Genomic DNA, 17,395 nt, shown 5'->3' with positions numbered 1-17,395 from the left:
CACTGACGGCCTGACGCGAACTCATCCTATAGGGGGCTCCAATGGGCAAGATGGCAATTTTTCTCGGTGGATTTCTGGTGTTGACCCTTCTGATCGGCGCCCTGGCCACTATCTCTCCGACTTAATCCTTTCTTCAAACATCTTCCCGCCACCGCCGGGTCTGCACGGCCAGTGCCGGCGCAACGTGCAGCACCACCATGCGCACCAGGTGATGGGTGAGGATGAACACAACGTTCAGGCCGCCGCTGAAGGCGACGAGGGCGATGGTCTCGATGGCGCCCGGCATGTAAGCCAGCCATAGTGACAAGGGATTGCTGCCGAAAAACTGCCCGGCGACGCCGGCAAATGCGGCGGCGATCAGCAGCATCAGGCCGACCGACATCACGGCGGCGCGCCCGTGATGCAACAGCTCGCCGAAAGAGATGTCCTTGAATTTGGAGCCGATCAGCGCGCCGAGCAGCACGGTCGCGAAGTCGACACTCCATGACGGCATGTGCAAGCCCTGCAAATAACCGGCCTTCAGGTAGACGCCCGTGAGCACGATAGCGGTGAGCATGAACGGTGCCGGCACGCCGACGTTCAGCAGCAAGCGACCGAGCAACAGGCACAAGGCGATCAGCGTCAGCAGGGGCAGCGCCATGCTCATGTCCAGTGGACTGCTTTCGGCCATTGCCACGCCGCTCTGTCCGGGAATGCAGAAGCTGACGAGAAGGGTGATGGCGAGCAGTCGAACCAGATGCACGACGATTACTTTGCTGGAGGCGCGTTCTGATTCGAGCAAGTCGAATATCGCCGCGAGTGCGCCCGGGTAGACGGCCAACAGCGAATCCTTGCGGTTCCACCTGGCCACTTTCAGTAGGGCCAGGCCGGCGACCGAGCTTTGCACCATCAGGCAAACCAGCATCAAACCCAGGCTGGGCAGCATGGCCGCGACGGTATGGCTGTCCCACGCGGTAAACATCAGGCCGGTCGCGATCCCCAGTACGATTTGCACGTAGCCGAGGCTGAAACGCAGGGTAGGGGAGAAGTGAAGATTACTGGCGATCAATACGGTCGCCAGGATTGATCCCAGCAACAGGCCATGGGGGACGCCAGCGTATCGCAAGGCGGCGCCGACGCCGGTGGCGATCAGTAAACACAAGAGGGTTTTCATGAGTCTTCCTTGATTCTCGAAATGCCCCCGACGCGGGCATCGGGACCTGCACGTTTTCCCACTGAATGGCATCAGGCGTCAAGAACGCAGGTAGACGCGTGGGGCATGTCTGTTAGGCGACATCTACTGGCTTACTAGCGTTAGTCGGTAACCCGCAGAAACGTTAGAGTCGAAATCACGTTCCTGGCAAACCCGGATGACTCCTGATGACTCGCCCCCGTTTCTTACCCGACAACTTCACCCTGACTCTGATAGGCGTCGTGTTGCTCGCCAGTTTCCTGCCCGCCAGCGGTCAGGTGGCGGTGGGGTTCGGGTGGCTGACCAACATCGCCATCGCGCTGCTGTTTTTTCTGCATGGCGCCAAATTGTCACGCGAGTCGATCATTGCCGGCGCCGGTCACTGGCGCCTGCATTTACTGGTGTTCAGCCTGACCTTTGTGCTGTTTCCGCTGCTTGGTCTGGCGCTCAAACCGGTGCTGTCGCCGCTGATCGGTAACGATCTGTACATGGGCATGCTCTACCTCTGCGCGCTGCCGGCCACGGTGCAGTCGGCCATTGCGTTCACTTCCCTGGCGCGGGGGAATATTCCGGCGGCGATTTGCAGTGCGGCGGCGTCCAGTCTGTTCGGGATCTTTATCACGCCGTTGCTGGTGACGCTGCTGCTGAACGTGCATGGCGATGGCGGTTCGACGCTGGATGCGATTGTGAAAATCAGCGTGCAACTGCTGCTGCCGTTCATTGCCGGGCAGATCGCGCGGCGCTGGATCGGTGCCTGGGTCGGGCGCAACAAGAGTTGGCTGAAGTTCGTCGATCAGGGTTCGATTCTGTTGGTGGTCTTCGGTGCGTTCAGCGAAGCGGTGAACGAGGGTATCTGGCAGCAGATCCCGCTGTGGGAACTGGCCGGGCTGGTGGTGGCGTGCTGCGTTTTGTTGGGGCTGGTGTTGGTGGCTTCTACGGTGTTGGGTAAAGCTTTCGGTTTCAATGTGGAAGACCGCATCACCATCCTCTTTTGCGGTTCGAAGAAAAGCCTCGCCACCGGTGTGCCGATGGCCCAGGTGCTGTTCGCCGGCAGCACCATTGGTGTGTTGATCCTGCCATTGATGCTGTTCCATCAGATTCAGCTGATGGTCTGTGCGGTGCTGGCCCAGCGCTACGCCAAACGCCATGAATCGGTTGCCGAACTGATGGCGCAAGTAGATCCTTGATCGGCTGATTCCCACGCTTCGTCTGGAGCCCTGCATGAAGGTTGGCGTGATTTCCGATACCCATGGCTTGCTCCGCGCCGAAGCTGTAGCGGCGCTGGAGGGGTGTGAGCGGATCATCCACGCGGGGGACATCGGCAGTCGCGACATTCTCGATCAATTGGCGTCCATTGCTCCGCTGCAAGTGGTGCGCGGGAACAATGATCTGGCCGAGCCGTGGGCGGAAGATCTGGAGGATTTGCTGCGTTTCGAGCTGAACGGATGGGGTACGTTGCTGGTGCATAACCTCGCCGATGTTCCGGCATCGCTCGATGCTGACATCAAACTGGTGATCACCGGCCATTCGCACAAGCCGTGCATCGAATGGCGCGGTGAGCGGCTATTCCTCAACCCCGGCAGCGCCGGACGGCGGCGCTTCAAGCTGCCGGTAACGCTGGCGTTGATTGAGGTGCGGGAGACTTCGATGGAACCGCGTCTGATCTCGTTATTGGAATGATCTTTTCTTCATTGCGTACAGCAATCAAAACGGTGGGAGCGGGCTTGCTCGCGAAGGCTGCTTAACATTTAAAAGAAATGTTGAATGTAACGCCGCCTTCGCGAGCAAGCCCGCTCCCACATTTGATCTGTGTTGTGGTGTCGATCGGGATCAATACCGCTGATATTTCGAACCGAACTCAGGACGGTTTTCCGCCACCACCACACCACCGCGCACGGCATTACTTGGGCTGACCAGCGCCACGCGTTCACGCAGTTCTTGCAATCGATCGGCGCCACCTTCAGCGACACGATTCTGGATCAGGCGATCCGACCCACCTTCCACCAGCAATTGCTGGTTCTGACTGTGGGACACGACGCTGGCGGTGTTCGCCGACGCGAGGTTAGACAGACCAAGACCACCGACCAATGCCAGACCGAGTGCCAGGGACGAGACTTTCGAGAAGTTGAACATGGGTGATACTCCGTGCGTTGAGTGTGAGTGAGTCGGTAGCGGCTGCTATCCGGTGATCACAGTTAAACGCTCGGGTGTATCGGTGATGTGTGCTGTGACCCGTCGAAATCGCGGATTGCGTATCTGCCGCGGGTTCTTATACAGACGGATACAAAACCCTATGAAGATTCGGCGCCGAGCAACTCTACCGGGTAGGAGAACACGTAGCCTTCGCTGCGCACGGTCTTTATATAGGTCGGCTCGCGTGAGTCATCGAGCAAGCGTTGGCGCAAGCGGCTTACCAGCAAATCGATGGAGCGGTCGAACAAGTCGGAATCACGGCCCTGCGTCAGGTTGAGCAACTGATCGCGGCTGAGCACCCGTTGCGGGTGATCGAGGAAAACGCGCAGCAAACGGTATTCGGCGCCACTGAGGGCGACCAGGGTGCCGTCTTCATCCAGTAAGTGGCGAGCCGTGGTGTCGAGGCGCCAGCGGCCGAAACCGAGCAGGCGCCCCGTTTCGGTGATCAGCAGGTTTGGCGGCAGCATGCGTGTGCGGCGCAAGACTGCATTGATCCGCGCAAGCAACTCGCGGGCGGCGAAGGGTTTGGTCAGGTAGTCGTCGGCGCCCATTTCCAGGCCGAGGATACGATCGGTTTCGTCGTTGCGGGCGGTGAGCATCAGGATCGGTGTGGCTTTGTGTTTGCCGGCACGCAATTCCCGGCACAGCACCAGGCCGTCATCGCCGGGCATCATCAGGTCCAGCACGATCAGGTCGACCTGATTGGTTTCCAGAAAATGGCGCATCTGCCGGCCATCCGCAACCACCGTGGTACGCAGGCCATTTTTCTTCAGGTAATTGCCCACCAGCTCGCGGATCTCGCGATCGTCATCGACGATCAGGATGTGGTTCACATGCTCCATTGCTCAACCCTCTTGTTATTCGTTTGCGCGGAATTGTATCGCACTGTATCGCAGGCCCTGTTTGACACCTTACGCCTGAATAACGCGGTTTCGACGACACACGGCAGATACCTCCGGGCGATTAAATGGCTTCCATCGAGACAAGACGACTTGCCTCACCGCCACCGACTATCGCTACCCTGAGGAACTGATCATGAACTGGAACACACTCATTGCCGGCAGCTTCTTCGTCGTCCTGAACGTTGCCGCGTTCTCGGCCCATGCCGCTGATCAAACCACACCGCTGACCTCAGCTCACGGCGCTCATCTGGATATCAAAAAAGTGATTTCCATCGAAGACGCAGGCAGCGGTTGCGGCCTCGTCAATGCCCGCCTGAGCTACCTTGATTCCAGCGGCTCGCACAAAGTGCTCGATTACAGCAAATTTGCGGATTGCGGCAATCAGGGTAGTTGATCCATCCATTACGTCATGCAAAACGACCGACAAATGACTGGCAGGGAAATCACTATGAAGATGAATGTGTTGAGCCGTAAATCCGAATCATATCGCCGTTTCTTGGCGCCAACGATGCTCGCTGTCGCGCTGATGCAGTTCGGTGCCTTGGGCGCTGCCACTGCGCAAGCCGCGACCCCGACTGCGGAACCGGTGGTGGCGAAAGCGGAGTCGCACGACTCGTTCGGTCCACTGAAACACGTCAAGGCTGGCTTGTTGAATGTGGCTTACGCCGAGGTGGGGCCCGCTGAAGGTCCGGTGGTGATTCTCCTGCACGGTTGGCCCTACGACATTCACAGCTACAGCGAAGTGGCACCGTTGCTGGCCGCCAAGGGTTACCGGGTGCTGATTCCGTATGCACGGGGTTATGGCGACACGCAGTTCCTGTCTGACAAGACCCTGCGCAACGGCCAACCTGCCGCGCTGGCCAGTGACGTGATCGATTTCATGGACGCGCTGAAGATCAAACAGGCGGTGCTCGGTGGCTATGACTGGGGCGCGCGTTCGGCGGACATCGTCTCGGCGTTGTGGCCGGAGCGGGTCAAGGCGCTGGTGTCGGTGAGCGGCTACCTGATCGGCAACCAGGCCGCGGGCAAGAATCCGTTGCCGCCCAAGGCCGAATTGCAGTGGTGGTACCAGTTCTATTTCGCGACCGATCGCGGCCAGGCCGGCTACGAGAAAAACCGCCATGATTTCGCCAAGTTGATCTGGCAGACGGCGTCGCCGAAATGGTCGTTCGACGATGCGACCTATGATCGCAGCGCTGCCGCGCTGAACAACCCGGACCATGTCGCGATCACCGTTTTCAACTATCGCTGGCGGTTGGGCATGGTGCAGGGCGAGCCGCAATACGAAGCGCTGGAGCAGAAGCTGGCCACGGCGCCTTCGATTACGGTGCCAACTATCACGATGGAAGGGGACGCCAACGGTGCTCCGCACCCGGCGGCCGAGGATTACGCCAAGCGTTTTACCGGCAAGTACGAGTACCGGTTGATCAGTGGCGGCATCGGCCACAACCTGCCGCAGGAAGATCCGCAGGCCTTTGCCAAGGCAGTGATCGACGCTGATCACCTGTAGAAGTTAGTACTTTGTGGTGAGTGGGCTTTTGTGGCGAGGGGGCAAGCCCCCTCGCTCCAGAGGGCCCACTCACCACGGTGTTGCGGTGTGGTTTGTTACGCCACGACTTGATAACACGGCACATACGCCGCGCCGCCCGGCAGTTTCATCCGATGCTGGGCGACGAAGGCTTTGAGCAGTTGATCCAGCGGACGCATGATCTGGGCATCACCACGGATCTGGTACGGCCCGTGCTGCTCAATCAGGCGAATGCCCTTGTCCTTGACGTTGCCGGCGACAATGCCGGAGAACGCACGGCGCAGGTTGGCGGCCAGTTCGTGAGCGGGCATGGCCAGGCTCAGTTTCAGATTGGCCATGTTTTCGTGGGTCGGGTCGAACGGGCGCTGGAAGCCTTCGTCGATCTTCAGCAACCAGTTGAAGTGGAACGCGTCATTACGTTCGCGACGGAACTGCTTGACCGCTTTCAGTCCCTGGGTCATCTGCCGTGCGACTTCCGCTGGATCGTCGATGATGATCTCGTAATGTTTCTTCGCCGCGTCGCCCAGCGTGGCGCCGACAAACGCGTCCAGTTGTTCCAGGTACGGTGCGGCATGTTTCGGCCCGGTGAGGATGACCGGGAAGGGCAGGCCGTCGTTGTCCGGGTGCATCAGGATGCCGAGCAGGTACAGGAACTCTTCGGCCGTGCCCGCGCCCCCCGGGAAAATGATGATGCCGTGGCCGACGCGCACAAACGCTTCCAGGCGTTTTTCAATGTCCGGGAGGATCACCAGTTCGTTGACGATCGGGTTCGGCGCTTCGGCGGCAATGATCCCGGGTTCAGTCAAACCGAGGTAGCGACCGCCGTGGATACGCTGTTTGGCGTGGGCGATGGTCGCGCCTTTCATCGGACCTTTCATCACGCCGGGGCCGCAACCGGTGCAGATGTCTAGGCTGCGCAGCCCCAGTTCGTGGCCGACTTTCTTGGTGTATTTGTATTCTTCGGTATTGATCGAGTGACCGCCCCAGCAGACCACAATCTTCGGCTCGACGCCGGGACGCAGGGTGCGGGCGTTGCGCAGCAGGTGGAACACGTAGTCGCTGATGCCCTGGGAAGTGCTCAGATCGATGCGCTGGCTGTCGAGTTCGTTTTCGGTGTAGACGATGTCACGCAGGGCGCTGAACAGCATTTCGCGGGTGCTGGCGATCATTTCGCCGTCGACGAAGGCATCGGCCGGGGCGTTCAGCAGTTCCAGGCGTACGCCGCGATCTTGCTGGTGGATGCGGATTTCAAAATCTTTATAGGCTTCAAGGATGGTTTTGGCGTTATCAACATGGGCGCCGGTATTGAGGATGGCCAGGGCGCACTGGCGGAAGATGTTGTAGGTGCTGCCGGAACCGGCTTCGCTCAGTTGTTGGACTTCGCGTTGGGAAAGGGTTTCCAGGCTGCCTTTTGGGCTGACCGAGGCGTTGATTACTTGTCGTTGGGTCATTCAAAGATCCTTAAAACGATGTCACTCACTGAAACGCGCGAATGGCATCCGAATAGTGTGTATCCATGGATGAAGATGGCACGAACTGCGCTATACCGCCATGTCCCCTGTTTAACGATGAAAAGATGAAAAGGAGCCCCAGCATAGCTAAATCCTTCGCAGAGGCGATAATGCCAGGCTTTCTTTTTGTCTCTGCTCCCAAGGAAACCTGTCGCGATGTTCGAAATCCAGCCGCAGAACGCTCAAACCTATCGACAACAGACGCGCCGCAGTACGGTGATTATTGCCCTGATGTTCCTCGCGCTGGCGATGGTGTTGTCCACGGCGGCGGTGGCGTTGTTCGGTGAACCCGGCGGCGATAACCTGCGCTATAACGTCGGCGGCGTGTTTATTGCGGTGTTGCTGATGGTGGCGCTCATGCGCGGCAAGTTCTGGAACCAGCCATGGATGGCCGCGGCAGTCTACGGCTGGCAGCTCAAACGCAGCCTGATGAGCGTCACCAACATCATGCATCAGGTCACCGCAGCGGTGGCGACCGGTGATCCAGTGGCCATGAAACTGCTGCGTTTCTACCACCTGGGCCTGTATCAGATGCACGAGCTGGACGGCAACTCCAGCGACCACAGTCAGCTGGTTCGCGAGATGGACCAGCACAAGGCGCGGATGGACGAACTGGGCATCGCCACCGACCAGACAAGTCTGGATCCAGCCTGGCTTGAGGCGGTGAAACAAACATCGAAGTAAGGTTTCCCGACACAAACCCGTCAAGGGCCCGGCAAATCACCTATTGTGTTTCTGATGCAACATCTGAAGGGCGAACAGGAAAAGTCGCCCTGTCATAACGAATCAGGGACCGTCATGGGGAATCCGTCCATCAAAGATCCGATTGCAAACCCGCATTCCACCACGCCTTGGGTGCCCGGCCAGATCGAGTCAAGGCTCAAGGTCCGCTACGCAGTGGTGCTGCTCGTGGCGGTGTGCCTGTCGATGACGGCGATCGTGATCTGGGAAGCCTGGACCTCACGCCACTATCACCTGCAGGACAAAGAAGTGGCGATGTCCAACCTGGCGCAGACCCTGGCCTCGCAAGCGCAGGCGTCAATCAAACAGGCTGATACGCTGCTGTTTTCCCTGGTGGACCGCCTCGAAAACGAAGGCGTCGGCCCGCAGCAACTGCCCCGGTTGCAACGGTTGCTCCGCGCTGAACGTGATGAACTCAAGCAACTGCATGGCTTGTTTGTCTACGATGAGGAAGGGCGCTGGATCGCCAACTCCAATGGCGCAGAGGTGCCCAACGCCAACAACTCCGACCGTGAGTATTTTATCTACCATCGTGACCATACCGACGGTGGCCCGCATATCGGTCGCTCGATAAAAAGCCGCTCGAGTGGTGAATGGGTCATGACCGTGTCGCGGCGGATTAATTATCCGGATGGACGGTTTGCCGGGGTGGCGCTGGCCTCGATTTATCTCAGTCATTTCCTTGCGCTGTACGACAGCATCGACATGGGCCAGAACGGGGTCATCAACCTGATTGCCGATGACGCCAGCATTGTGGTGCGTCGGCCGTTCAAAGAGGCTGACATTGGCAGCAGCGTGGCCAAGGGGCCGCTGTTTACCCAACTGTTGCCCAAAGGCGATTCCGGAACGGCCATGGTCAGGTCGTTTGTGGACGGTGTAGAGCGGGTGGTCGGGTTTCGGCGGGTCAGCGGCTATCCGCTGATCATCTTTGCCGCGCTGGACAAGGAGGAGGTCCTGGCCAGTTGGCGTAAGGAGACGGCATTGAGTGCGGCAATCGTGTTGTCGCTGCTGCTGTTTCTGGGCGCGCTGGGGTACCGGCTTATCTACTTCATGAAGCAGCAGCATCACTTCCAGCGCGTGTTACTCGATGGTCAGGAAAAACTCATCGAGGTCAATCGCAGCCTTGAGCTGCTGGCCCTGGAGGACGCGCTGACCGGGCTGTCCAACCGGCGTCAGTTCGACCTGTTTATCCTCGCGGAAATGGGCCGCGCCCGGCGCACCCAGACCCATCTCGCGATGCTGATGATCGATGTCGATCACTTCAAGAGTTTCAACGACCGCTACGGACATGTCGCCGGTGATGAGTGTTTGCGCCGGATCAGCGCAATCATCAAGGACAACATCAAGCGCCCTGGCGACCTTGCCGCCCGTTATGGTGGCGAAGAGTTCACGGTGGTGCTGCCGGGCACGGACTACGTCGGCGCCTTTCTGGTGGCGGAGAAAATCCGTCACGCGGTCTTGCTGGCGGACATTGAGCACCTTGACTGTTCGGAGGGCAGGGTGACCGTCAGCGTCGGCGTTTGCGCTTATAACACGGCCTCGCAGGACCAGCCTGACGATGTGGTCACCGCAGCAGACAAGGCCTTGTATGTGGCCAAGTCCAGCGGGCGCAACATGAGTGTGATCGCCAACTGAGTTCAGACAAACCGGTCGCTGCCCTGAACCAGTTTGGTGGACAGGTACGACTGCTTGAGTTTTTCCAGCCACCAGCCCAATGCCCGACCGTCATGATCGCCACGCCAGCCGGCGTACAGAATGTTGGGTTCGCGTGGGTCGGCCATCTGTTTTTCAACCAGCGTGCCGTTTTTCAGTAGCGAGCCCACTCGGTGCCGGGGCAACCAGCCCACGCCCAGGCCATCGCATTGTGCGAGGACTTTGGCACGCATGGTCGGCACCGCAAGCACCGGTTGGCCGCCCGAAACACCGTAGGTGCTGCCCTCGGTGACACGCGACGAGTCGGCAACCACAATGGCCCGGTGTTGCGCGACCATGGCCCGGGAAATCGGCTCTTTGGCCTTGGCCAGCGGGTGTTTCGGTGAAACCGCGAACACCCATTCCATTTCCCCCAATTGCATCCAGCGCAGCGTCGGGATTGCCGGCGGCTCATTGGTGGCGCCGATGATCAAGTCCGCGCGACCTTCCCGCAGGGCTTCCCAAACGCCTTTCAATACCTCTTGAGTGATGCGCAGCGGCACGCCGGATTGCAGCGCATCGAACTCGTGGATCACCGGAATCAAGGCTTCGAATTCGAGCAGTTCGTCGGTGACAATCCATAACCGGCTTTCCCAGCCGTTGGCCACTTGCTGGACCCGCTGGGTCAGCCGGGACACGTCCTCCATCAGCCGCGCCGCTTCGTTCACCAGCAACTCGCCGGCCGGGGTGAGCTGCAAGCGGTAGCGCCGACGGTCGAAAAGCAGGGCGTCGAAGCGCTCTTCCAGTTGCCGCGCGGCGTAAGACACGGTCGACGGCGCCTTGCCCAGGTGTGCAGCGGCCCGCGACAGGCTGCCGGTCTCGCGGATGGCCTGGAGCAATGTCAGGTCTTCAATCGACAACATGGATTTGATCCTCGGCGTTTATTTCAGGCAGCCCGGCGCAATTTCCAACGCCTGAACAACCGAAGATAGACGAGCACGTTAACCGCCAGCACCCCGCTGCCCAGCGCCAATTGAATCGAGGGTGTCAGGCCGACCGGGTAAATCACCGGCCATACGTAATGTTCGATAAAGCCGCTACTGTAGCCGGTCTGCCCGGCGGCCTGGCGCATGAGGTTTTCCCACTGCGTCAGCGGGCAAGTCAGGTGCAAGACTTCGACCATCACTCCCCAAGCCGCGGCGGGCAGGTGAGCCCAGATCACCGGCCGCCATTTGAGCACCAGCAGCCCGCCGAACAGCACGAACAGAATGAACAGCAGATGAAACAACAGCAGCCCGTCGGCGGCGATCCGGTAAAGCATGTCGACTCCCTGATCTGTCAGGTGAATCGCTTCATGGTACCCGGCCTTCGGATGTTCAGCGCAAATCTGCGAACTCGGCGCGCATCCGGCCATTGTGTTTGGCGCGATAGAGCAGCTTGTCCACCTGCTCGATGAATTCAACTGCCGTCGCTTGCAGCGGCGCGACCGTGGTGCCGACACCCAGGCTCAGGCTCAACAGCGGCGATACCGGGGAAAATTCATGGACAATCTGCTGCTGTCGAATCAGGTGCAGGCATTTGCGCGCCACCAGCCGTGCGGATTCGGCATCGGTTTCCGGAAGCAACCAGACAAACTCTTCGCCGCCGATCCGGGCGATGAAATCACGCGGTCGATTGGCCGCCAGCGACAACGTCTGGGCCACTTGGCGCAGGCATTCGTCACCCTTGATGTGTCCATAGTGATCGTTGAATTGCTTGAAATAGTCGATGTCGAGGATCAGCAACGACAATGGCAAACCGGTGCGCTGGGCGTGAGCCCATTCGCGTTCCATGACGGTGTCGAACATGCGCCGGTTGGCGATACCGGTGAGGCCGTCCTGGAACGAATATTCTTCGAGTTGCTTCTGCAGACGGCTCAGGTGTTCTTCGGTCTTCTTGCGTTCGCTGATGTCGAACATGAAACCCACCAGCGCTTCCACTTCACCGTCCTTGCGCACCACGTGCACCACGTCGCGAATCCACACGTAGTCGCCCTGTTGGGTCAGCGCCCGATAATCCGCCTCGTGATCGACCCCGGCGCGTGATTGCGAGACGCAGAATTGCACCACGTAATCCCGATCATCCGGGTGCATGCGCTCGACCCAGTCGTTGACCGTCATCCAGCTGTCCTGCTTCCAGCCCAGCAACGCCTCGATCTGCGGGCCGATGTAGCTGAAGGTCATGGTTTTCCAGTCGATCCGCCAGGGAATCGCATTGGTCGATTCAAGCAGGGTTTTGTAGACATCGTTATCGGGTTCGACTGAGCGCATGCAGGGCCTGGCCTCAAGGAAAAAATGCAGCGCCATCATGTTGCTACTATTGAGACGAATCAAGCGCCCGGCCGATGAACGGAGCCCCCTCGCCGTACTGACCACGATGCAAGTGCGCAAGATTGTTCAAGCCATCCGCCGCGAAGGCTGGCACAGTCTCGGGTCTTTTACCGGTTGTAGGGCGTTATGACGAATTCAATCATGCCGCGCAGTGCCTTTCTGCGCGGCGCCGCGGCGATCATGCCGCTGTCCCTGGCCACCGCGCCGTGGGGCTTGCTGGCCGGGTCGATGGCCATCGAGGCCAACCTCACGCCACCGCAAGGGCAGGGCTTGTCGAGCATTGTGTTTGCCGGTGCCGCACAATTGGTCGCCATCGGCATGCTCAAGGGCGGTGCCGGGGTCTTTTCGATTCTGCTGACCACCTTGCTGCTGACCTCGCAGCATCTGCTGTATGGCATGAGCATGCGTTCGGTGATTTCACCGTTGCCGGGGCGTTGGCGCGTGGGGCTGGGCTTTTTGCTGACCGACGAGTTGTTTGCCTTGACCAGTCAGCACGACAAACAGCAATTCAATCGCTGGTACGCGCTGGGCGTCGGGCTGACGTTCTACATCGCCTGGAACCTGTTCACGTTCGCGGGCATCGTGCTGGGCAGCAGCATCCCGGGGCTGGAGCATTTGGGCCTGGACTTCTCCATCGCCGCCACTTTCATCGCCTTGATCACGCCGGTAGTGCGTAATGTGCCCACCGTGGTGTGCGTCGCGGTGTCGTTGTTATGTTCGGTGCTGTTCAGCTACTGGCAATGGGGCTCGGCGCTGGTGCTGTCCGGTTTGGCGGGCATGACCGCCGGCTTTATCTGCAACAAACTCTATCTGGGGCGTACGACATGATGGTGTGGGCGGTGATTTTCGCAATGGGCGGGTTGGTGTTTCTCAACCGCTACGTGTTTCTCGAACCGCGGTTGCCGGTGCGCTTGAGCAGTAATGCCCGGCAGTTCCTCGGTTTCGCCGTGCCCGGCATGCTGACTGCGATTTGTGGCCCGATTGTGTTCATGCCCGACAAACAGTTAAACCTGCACTGGGACAACCCGTATCTGGTCAGTTCGCTGGTGGCGGTGGGGTTGGTGCTTTATACCCGCAACACCTTGCTCAGCATGCACCTGAGCATGGGGTTTTTCTTTTTATTGCGCTGGTGGCTTTGAGTCGAACGCTTGAATGTGTTCTACGCTTAAGGGGTCCCCTTCACAGGAAGAGAGGTGCGCATGGCTAAAGATCCCAAACGTCCGGAAGATGAGGATGAGCCCTCAGAGGAAGAGATCAAGAAGCAGCGACGGTTGCTGCAGCGGGACTGGAAACGTGACGACAGTCGGGAGCTGTCAGAGCGCGACGAAGAGCGTCCGCTGAAGCCCTGACCAATCCACACAGATCGAGAGCCCCGCTGAATAGAAGGAGGCCCGCAGGCCTCTGCTACTGAGAGCGCAACGAGGTCCGGTTCGTTCAGTTCGTGTGCTGAACGGCACCGGGCCTCATTTCAAAGGTCTTCCAGCGACGGAAAATCCGGATGGGAGGCTCGATAGCCCAATTTCCTGTCGATCCATGCATTCAGCTCGTTGACCATGACCGGCGGGGTGCCGGTGTAGGTGGCGAGGGTCGAACGCAGGATGTCGTTGATATTGGGGATAGAGCGCAGGTTTCGGGTCTTTATATATTGCCCGATAAAGCAGTCAAGTTGATAGCGTTCTGTCATGGACAGGTACACACACTCCAGGCTGCTGACTTGATTAATTACAAAATCGTCGCGCAACTTAGTTCTCTGCAAGGCTTGTTGATTTATAAGGATTTCCTTCTTTGTTGACTCTTTGGTCAACTGGGCGATGCCACGGGAAATGCGGCGCGCATCCTAGCTTTAGTATTACTAAATGTATGTACGACAAAGGCATTGTCGGACAAGCGGTTGATGACGGATCTCAAATACAAAAAGCCAGTGTTAATGAAATGAAACAGTCTGTGTAACGTTCTTGTGGTGAAGTTAAGTAACTAGAATTTACGTGTATATACAAGACGGTCCAACCGGTCAGTCCTGAGTAAGCTTATCAATCAACGTGCAAGACTGGTTTCTGACGTTGCCGACCGCTTTGTCGACCCTGTACCACTCGAACATTTCACTGGTTTCCCCTTGCAGCAGCGCCATCTGTTCGGCGCGTTCTTTAGGCGTGGCCGGATCGAGCCATTCCCGCGCCAGTTCCGGCGACAACACCACCGGCCGCCGGTCATGAATGTCGAGCATGCCCCCGACGCTGTCCGCCGTGATGATGACAAAACCATCGTCGCTGCGTGGTTCATTGCCCGCGCCCGGGAACTGGCCAATGGCGGCGCAATAACTCGGTGCTCCGTCTTGTCGGCGAATCAGCCATGGCCGTCGCGTCGAATCACCTGCATCCACCCATTCGAACCAGTTGTCGATCGGCACAATCGCCCGGTGCGGCCAGATCGCCCGGAAGAACGGGCCGTGCGCGACTTTCTCCACCCGCGCGTTGATCGGCGCCGCGCGATCCTTCGCCCAGTGCGGGCGCCAACCCCAACGCACCGGATCGGCGTGCAAGCCGTCAGGCTCAAGGTGCAACAGGGCCAGTTGAGTGGTGGGCGCCGCGTTATAGCGGGCCAAGGGCTCATCGCCAACGTGATTGATCATCGCGTCGGGGATGCTCAGCGCGGCGACAAAATCGTGAATGCCACGGTATTGCGACAGACGTCCACACATCGGCTGACCCTGCGGTTGGAAAGTGCTGACGGAATGTTCAGCTTAGCCTTCAGATCACATGGGCACGCTGCAGTTCGGTCAACGACAACGCCTTCAAACTGGCCAGCCGTGGATCGCGTCGATCCCGCGGATGAGGCAGCTCCACGGCCAGTTCCTGGCGGATGCTGCTCGGCCGGTTGTCCATGACCAGCACCCGGTCGCTGAGGTACAGCGCTTCATCGACATCGTGAGTCACCAGCAACAACGCGATGGCATGGCGCTCGGCCAGTTGCAGCAGCAGGTCCTGCAGCTTCATGCGGGTAAAGGCGTCCACCGCGCTGAAGGGTTCGTCCAACAGCAAAACCTGTGGCCGCGAATACAGCCCCCGCGCAATCGCGACGCGCTGCGCCATGCCGCCGGACAAGGCTTTGGGCAATGCATGGGCGAAACCGCCAAGCCCGACTTCTTCAATGAGTTGCGTAACCCAGGCTTTGTCGTAGCGGTTGTCGGCACTGAAACCGATGTTTTGTTCGACCGTCAGCCAGGGCATCAGCCGCGGTTCCTGAAAGACGAAGGCCACTTCCCCGGCGGTGTTGTGCAGTTCGCCCTGAAAGTCCTTTTCCAGCCCGGCGACGATGCGCAGCAAGGTGCTTTTCCCGCAGCCGCTGGGGCCGAGCAAACTGACGGTTTCCCTCGGCTGCAATTGCAGGTGAATGTTTTTCAGGACGGTGCTGGCGGCAAAGGTTTTGCGCTCGACGCGAATGTCCAGCAGGTGTCGGGTCATGCCTCAGTCCTCGGCACTTTGGCCATTGAAGGTGTCGCGCCAGGCCAGGAAACGTTTCTCCAGGCCGGCGAGGATACCGTCGCTGAGTTTGCCCAGCAGCGCCAACACGATGATGGCGGCCAGGACGATGTCCGGACGCGAAGTCTCGCGCCCGTCACTCAGCAGATAGCCCAGGCCCTTGGTCGCGGCAATCAGTTCGGCGGCCACCAGAAACATCCAGGCCAGGCTCATGCCGCTGCGCAATCCGGTGAACAAGCCGGGCAGGGCGGCGGGCAGGAGAATTCGCCGGACCAGTCGACGTCGACTGAAACCATACATTTGCCCGACTTCCACCCGTTTTCGATCAATGTCACGGATCGCCGCGACGCCGTTCAGGTACACCGGAAAGAACGCGCCGATGGCAATCAGGACAATTTTCGAGGTCTCGTCGATGCCCAGCCACAGCAACAACAGCGGCACCCAGGCCAGGCTCGGAATCGAGCGCAAACCGGCGAACGTCGGTTCCAGATACGCCTCGGCGTCGCGACTCAAACCCACCCACGCGGCGAACGCCAGCGCCAGGCTGGCGCCGATGGCGAAACCAGTCAGCACCCGCAGCAGGCTGGCGCTGATGTGCTTCCACAGCGCGCCTTCGGCCAGGTCCCTGAGGGTTAGCGCGACCTCGCTTGGCGCCGGCATTTGGTAGGAAGGCAGCCAGCCGATCCGCACCACGAACTCCAGCAACAGAACGATCAGCACCGGCAGCAGCAGGCCCTTGAGGCGCAGGCGCCAGGCGTAGTGCAGGGACACGCTGGCGTGGCGCGGTGCGGGCAATTCAAGTGGCAGGTTTTTGCTTTTGCTGGTCATGAGTCCCCCGTTACTGACGGGCCACGGTTTCGTTGAAACCGGTATCGAGCAGTTGATCGATGACCTGATCGACATTCACCCCACGACGAACCAGTTCTTCGGACACGAGGATCGGGGCGGCGGCTTTCGAGGCGATCACATCCTTGGCGGTCAATTGCAGGCTGCTCAGGTCGGTGCGCGACAATTGCAACTTGGCCACTTCAAGCGGCAGTCCGGATTCGCTGGCGAGCAACTTCGCCAGTTCATCAGGATTCTTCACCGCCCATTCGCGGGCCTGTTCATAAGCCTTCAACACGGTGTCGATCGTTTGCGGATGCTCTTTGGCATAGGTGTCCGTCACGCTGACTACGCCGTAGCTGTTGAACTGGGTGTTGCGATATAGCAAGCGCGAGCCGGCCTGCACCTGGCTGGCCGCCATGTGCGGATCAAGCCCGGCCCACGCGTCGACGTCACCTTTTTCCAGGGCGATGCGACCGTCCGGGTGCTGCAAATGCACCAGCTCGACATCGTCTTTGTTCAACCCGGCCTGTTGCAGGCTGCGCAAGGTAAACAGATAGGGATCGGTGCCTTTGGTGGCGGCGATTTTCTTGCCTTTGAGGTCTGCCACGGTTTTGTACGGCGAATCCTTGCGCACCACCAACGCGGTCCACTCGGCGCGGCTGTACACGTAAACCGATTTGATCGGGCTGCCGTTGGCACGGCTGAGTACCGCGGCGAGGCTGGCGGACGAAGCGAAATCGACGCCCCCGCTGTTGAGGTATTCCAGCGAACGGTTGCTGCCCTGGCTCAGGACCCAACTGACCTGAGTCTGTGGCAGGGCCTTCTCGAGGAAACCGAAGTGCTTGAGCACCAGACTCACCGGCGAGTAATAGGCGTAATCCAGATGCACTTCGGCCGGTGGTGTTTCCGCTGCCTGTACCAGCGGTTGCAGGCTTAGGGCCAGTGCGCACGCACTCAGCAAGTACCTGACGTGGGGAAAGCGGAAGGTCGATCTCATGGGATTGCTCCGGGCAAGGCGGTAAGATTTTTATATCCGAAAAA

General features: G+C 59.4%; 21 protein-coding genes. 9 read left to right on the top strand and 12 right to left on the bottom strand.

Features of this window, described 5'->3' with window-relative positions; translation table 11 throughout:
• Window positions 1–133: 133 nt before the first annotated feature.
• The gene (locus tag NL116_RS18325) at window positions 134–1,153 is read right to left on the bottom strand and encodes an AbrB family transcriptional regulator (RefSeq protein ID WP_494373415.1); all 1,020 of its coding nucleotides are present in this window, start codon (window positions 1,151–1,153) and stop codon (window positions 134–136) included.
• Between the two features lie 206 nt (window positions 1,154–1,359).
• Here NL116_RS18325 and NL116_RS18320 point away from each other — a divergent pair, with 206 nt between their 5' ends.
• Window positions 1,360–2,358, top strand: a complete 999-nt coding sequence (locus NL116_RS18320) for a bile acid:sodium symporter family protein (RefSeq protein WP_494373414.1) — start codon at window positions 1,360–1,362, stop codon at window positions 2,356–2,358.
• 34 nt (window positions 2,359–2,392) lie between these two features.
• Complete coding sequence (locus NL116_RS18315; protein WP_494373413.1) at window positions 2,393–2,851, top strand: metallophosphoesterase family protein; 459 nt, start codon at window positions 2,393–2,395, stop codon at window positions 2,849–2,851.
• 150 nt (window positions 2,852–3,001) lie between these two features.
• On the opposite strand, the gene NL116_RS18310 is transcribed toward NL116_RS18315, so the two are convergent.
• Both NL116_RS18310 and NL116_RS18305 read right to left on the bottom strand, forming a co-directional pair.
• On the bottom strand, window positions 3,002–3,304 hold the full coding sequence (locus tag NL116_RS18310; protein WP_494373412.1) for a phage infection protein: 303 nt from the start codon (window positions 3,302–3,304) through the stop codon (window positions 3,002–3,004).
• Window positions 3,305–3,462: 158 nt separating this feature from the next.
• Window positions 3,463–4,206 carry a response regulator gene (locus tag NL116_RS18305; protein WP_494373411.1) on the bottom strand — a complete coding sequence of 248 codons (744 nt, stop codon included), beginning with the start codon at window positions 4,204–4,206 and terminating at the stop codon, window positions 3,463–3,465.
• A 193-nt stretch (window positions 4,207–4,399) separates the two neighbouring features.
• Between NL116_RS18305 and NL116_RS18300 the strand changes: the two genes are divergently transcribed.
• Both NL116_RS18300 and NL116_RS18295 read left to right on the top strand, forming a co-directional pair.
• The gene (locus NL116_RS18300) at window positions 4,400–4,660 is read left to right on the top strand and encodes a DUF2790 domain-containing protein (RefSeq protein ID WP_494373410.1); all 261 of its coding nucleotides are present in this window, start codon (window positions 4,400–4,402) and stop codon (window positions 4,658–4,660) included.
• Window positions 4,661–4,714: 54 nt separating this feature from the next.
• On the top strand, window positions 4,715–5,776 hold the full coding sequence (locus NL116_RS18295; protein ID WP_494373409.1) for an alpha/beta fold hydrolase: 1,062 nt from the start codon (window positions 4,715–4,717) through the stop codon (window positions 5,774–5,776).
• A gap of 95 nt (window positions 5,777–5,871) precedes the next feature.
• On the opposite strand, the gene ppnN is transcribed toward NL116_RS18295, so the two are convergent.
• Complete coding sequence (gene ppnN, locus NL116_RS18290; protein WP_494373408.1) at window positions 5,872–7,245, bottom strand: nucleotide 5'-monophosphate nucleosidase PpnN; 1,374 nt, start codon at window positions 7,243–7,245, stop codon at window positions 5,872–5,874.
• 216 nt (window positions 7,246–7,461) lie between these two features.
• On the opposite strand from ppnN, the gene NL116_RS18285 reads away from it, so the two are divergent.
• Both NL116_RS18285 and NL116_RS18280 read left to right on the top strand, forming a co-directional pair.
• Window positions 7,462–7,989 carry a DUF3087 domain-containing protein gene (locus NL116_RS18285; RefSeq protein WP_494373407.1) on the top strand — a complete coding sequence of 176 codons (528 nt, stop codon included), beginning with the start codon at window positions 7,462–7,464 and terminating at the stop codon, window positions 7,987–7,989.
• 114 nt (window positions 7,990–8,103) lie between these two features.
• Window positions 8,104–9,681 (top strand): sensor domain-containing diguanylate cyclase, encoded by a 1,578-nt coding sequence (locus NL116_RS18280; protein WP_494373406.1) that lies wholly within the window; start codon window positions 8,104–8,106, stop codon window positions 9,679–9,681.
• Window positions 9,682–9,683: 2 nt separating this feature from the next.
• Here the strand turns inward: NL116_RS18280 and NL116_RS18275 are convergent, their stop codons facing one another.
• Genes NL116_RS18275 through NL116_RS18265 form a run of 3 tightly spaced genes read right to left on the bottom strand, consistent with a single transcriptional unit; the run spans window position 9,684 to window position 11,987 of the window.
• Window positions 9,684–10,601, bottom strand: coding sequence for a LysR family transcriptional regulator (locus tag NL116_RS18275; RefSeq protein WP_494373405.1), 918 nt, complete (start codon window positions 10,599–10,601; stop codon window positions 9,684–9,686).
• A gap of 23 nt (window positions 10,602–10,624) precedes the next feature.
• The gene (locus NL116_RS18270) at window positions 10,625–10,999 is read right to left on the bottom strand and encodes a DUF2784 domain-containing protein (RefSeq protein ID WP_494373404.1); all 375 of its coding nucleotides are present in this window, start codon (window positions 10,997–10,999) and stop codon (window positions 10,625–10,627) included.
• Window positions 11,000–11,054: 55 nt separating this feature from the next.
• Window positions 11,055–11,987, bottom strand: a complete 933-nt coding sequence (locus NL116_RS18265) for a GGDEF domain-containing protein (RefSeq protein ID WP_494373403.1) — start codon at window positions 11,985–11,987, stop codon at window positions 11,055–11,057.
• A 186-nt stretch (window positions 11,988–12,173) separates the two neighbouring features.
• Here NL116_RS18265 and NL116_RS18260 point away from each other — a divergent pair, with 186 nt between their 5' ends.
• The 3 genes from NL116_RS18260 to NL116_RS18250 are packed head-to-tail and all read left to right on the top strand — an operon-like array spanning window position 12,174 to window position 13,396.
• Window positions 12,174–12,875 carry an AzlC family ABC transporter permease gene (locus tag NL116_RS18260; RefSeq protein WP_494373402.1) on the top strand — a complete coding sequence of 234 codons (702 nt, stop codon included), beginning with the start codon at window positions 12,174–12,176 and terminating at the stop codon, window positions 12,873–12,875.
• Window positions 12,875–13,186, top strand: coding sequence for an AzlD domain-containing protein (locus tag NL116_RS18255; RefSeq protein WP_494378093.1), 312 nt, complete (start codon window positions 12,875–12,877; stop codon window positions 13,184–13,186). Before NL116_RS18260 ends, NL116_RS18255 begins: the two co-directional genes overlap by 1 nt.
• A 60-nt stretch (window positions 13,187–13,246) precedes the next feature.
• Complete coding sequence (locus NL116_RS18250; protein ID WP_494373401.1) at window positions 13,247–13,396, top strand: hypothetical protein; 150 nt, start codon at window positions 13,247–13,249, stop codon at window positions 13,394–13,396.
• A 119-nt stretch (window positions 13,397–13,515) separates the two neighbouring features.
• Here the strand turns inward: NL116_RS18250 and NL116_RS18245 are convergent, their stop codons facing one another.
• The 5 genes from NL116_RS18245 to NL116_RS18225 form a co-directional block, all read right to left on the bottom strand.
• Window positions 13,516–13,788, bottom strand: a complete 273-nt coding sequence (locus NL116_RS18245) for a hypothetical protein (protein WP_494373400.1) — start codon at window positions 13,786–13,788, stop codon at window positions 13,516–13,518.
• Window positions 13,789–14,058: 270 nt separating this feature from the next.
• Window positions 14,059–14,745: an SOS response-associated peptidase gene (locus tag NL116_RS18240; RefSeq protein ID WP_494373399.1), complete on the bottom strand. Its 687-nt coding sequence runs from the start codon at window positions 14,743–14,745 to the stop codon at window positions 14,059–14,061.
• 49 nt (window positions 14,746–14,794) lie between these two features.
• On the bottom strand, window positions 14,795–15,508 hold the full coding sequence (locus NL116_RS18235; RefSeq protein ID WP_494373398.1) for an ABC transporter ATP-binding protein: 714 nt from the start codon (window positions 15,506–15,508) through the stop codon (window positions 14,795–14,797).
• Window positions 15,509–15,511: 3 nt separating this feature from the next.
• Window positions 15,512–16,354 carry an ABC transporter permease gene (locus NL116_RS18230; RefSeq protein WP_494373397.1) on the bottom strand — a complete coding sequence of 281 codons (843 nt, stop codon included), beginning with the start codon at window positions 16,352–16,354 and terminating at the stop codon, window positions 15,512–15,514.
• Window positions 16,355–16,364: 10 nt separating this feature from the next.
• Window positions 16,365–17,351 carry an aliphatic sulfonate ABC transporter substrate-binding protein gene (locus NL116_RS18225; protein WP_494373396.1) on the bottom strand — a complete coding sequence of 329 codons (987 nt, stop codon included), beginning with the start codon at window positions 17,349–17,351 and terminating at the stop codon, window positions 16,365–16,367.
• Window positions 17,352–17,395 lie beyond the last annotated feature (44 nt).

The sequence above is a fragment of the Pseudomonas sp. FBCC-B1667 genome, assembly GCF_059133255.1.
Note: the sequence above shows the minus strand (reverse complement) of the source record. Positions and strands in the feature narration are given on the sequence as shown.

Coding starts and splice junctions, on each gene's coding strand:
- NL116_RS18325 (WP_494373415.1), bottom strand. CDS start 1,153: ATGAAAACCCTCTTGTGTTTACTGATCGCCACCGGCGTCGGCGCCGCC.
- NL116_RS18320 (WP_494373414.1), top strand. CDS start 1,360: ATGACTCGCCCCCGTTTCTTACCCGACAACTTCACCCTGACTCTGATA.
- NL116_RS18315 (WP_494373413.1), top strand. CDS start 2,393: ATGAAGGTTGGCGTGATTTCCGATACCCATGGCTTGCTCCGCGCCGAA.
- NL116_RS18310 (WP_494373412.1), bottom strand. CDS start 3,304: ATGTTCAACTTCTCGAAAGTCTCGTCCCTGGCACTCGGTCTGGCATTG.
- NL116_RS18305 (WP_494373411.1), bottom strand. CDS start 4,206: ATGGAGCATGTGAACCACATCCTGATCGTCGATGACGATCGCGAGATC.
- NL116_RS18300 (WP_494373410.1), top strand. CDS start 4,400: ATGAACTGGAACACACTCATTGCCGGCAGCTTCTTCGTCGTCCTGAAC.
- NL116_RS18295 (WP_494373409.1), top strand. CDS start 4,715: ATGAAGATGAATGTGTTGAGCCGTAAATCCGAATCATATCGCCGTTTC.
- ppnN (WP_494373408.1), bottom strand. CDS start 7,245: ATGACCCAACGACAAGTAATCAACGCCTCGGTCAGCCCAAAAGGCAGC.
- NL116_RS18285 (WP_494373407.1), top strand. CDS start 7,462: ATGTTCGAAATCCAGCCGCAGAACGCTCAAACCTATCGACAACAGACG.
- NL116_RS18280 (WP_494373406.1), top strand. CDS start 8,104: ATGGGGAATCCGTCCATCAAAGATCCGATTGCAAACCCGCATTCCACC.
- NL116_RS18275 (WP_494373405.1), bottom strand. CDS start 10,601: ATGTTGTCGATTGAAGACCTGACATTGCTCCAGGCCATCCGCGAGACC.
- NL116_RS18270 (WP_494373404.1), bottom strand. CDS start 10,999: ATGCTTTACCGGATCGCCGCCGACGGGCTGCTGTTGTTTCATCTGCTG.
- NL116_RS18265 (WP_494373403.1), bottom strand. CDS start 11,987: ATGCGCTCAGTCGAACCCGATAACGATGTCTACAAAACCCTGCTTGAA.
- NL116_RS18260 (WP_494373402.1), top strand. CDS start 12,174: ATGACGAATTCAATCATGCCGCGCAGTGCCTTTCTGCGCGGCGCCGCG.
- NL116_RS18255 (WP_494378093.1), top strand. CDS start 12,875: ATGGTGTGGGCGGTGATTTTCGCAATGGGCGGGTTGGTGTTTCTCAAC.
- NL116_RS18250 (WP_494373401.1), top strand. CDS start 13,247: ATGGCTAAAGATCCCAAACGTCCGGAAGATGAGGATGAGCCCTCAGAG.
- NL116_RS18240 (WP_494373399.1), bottom strand. CDS start 14,745: ATGTGTGGACGTCTGTCGCAATACCGTGGCATTCACGATTTTGTCGCC.
- NL116_RS18235 (WP_494373398.1), bottom strand. CDS start 15,508: ATGACCCGACACCTGCTGGACATTCGCGTCGAGCGCAAAACCTTTGCC.
- NL116_RS18230 (WP_494373397.1), bottom strand. CDS start 16,354: ATGACCAGCAAAAGCAAAAACCTGCCACTTGAATTGCCCGCACCGCGC.
- NL116_RS18225 (WP_494373396.1), bottom strand. CDS start 17,351: ATGAGATCGACCTTCCGCTTTCCCCACGTCAGGTACTTGCTGAGTGCG.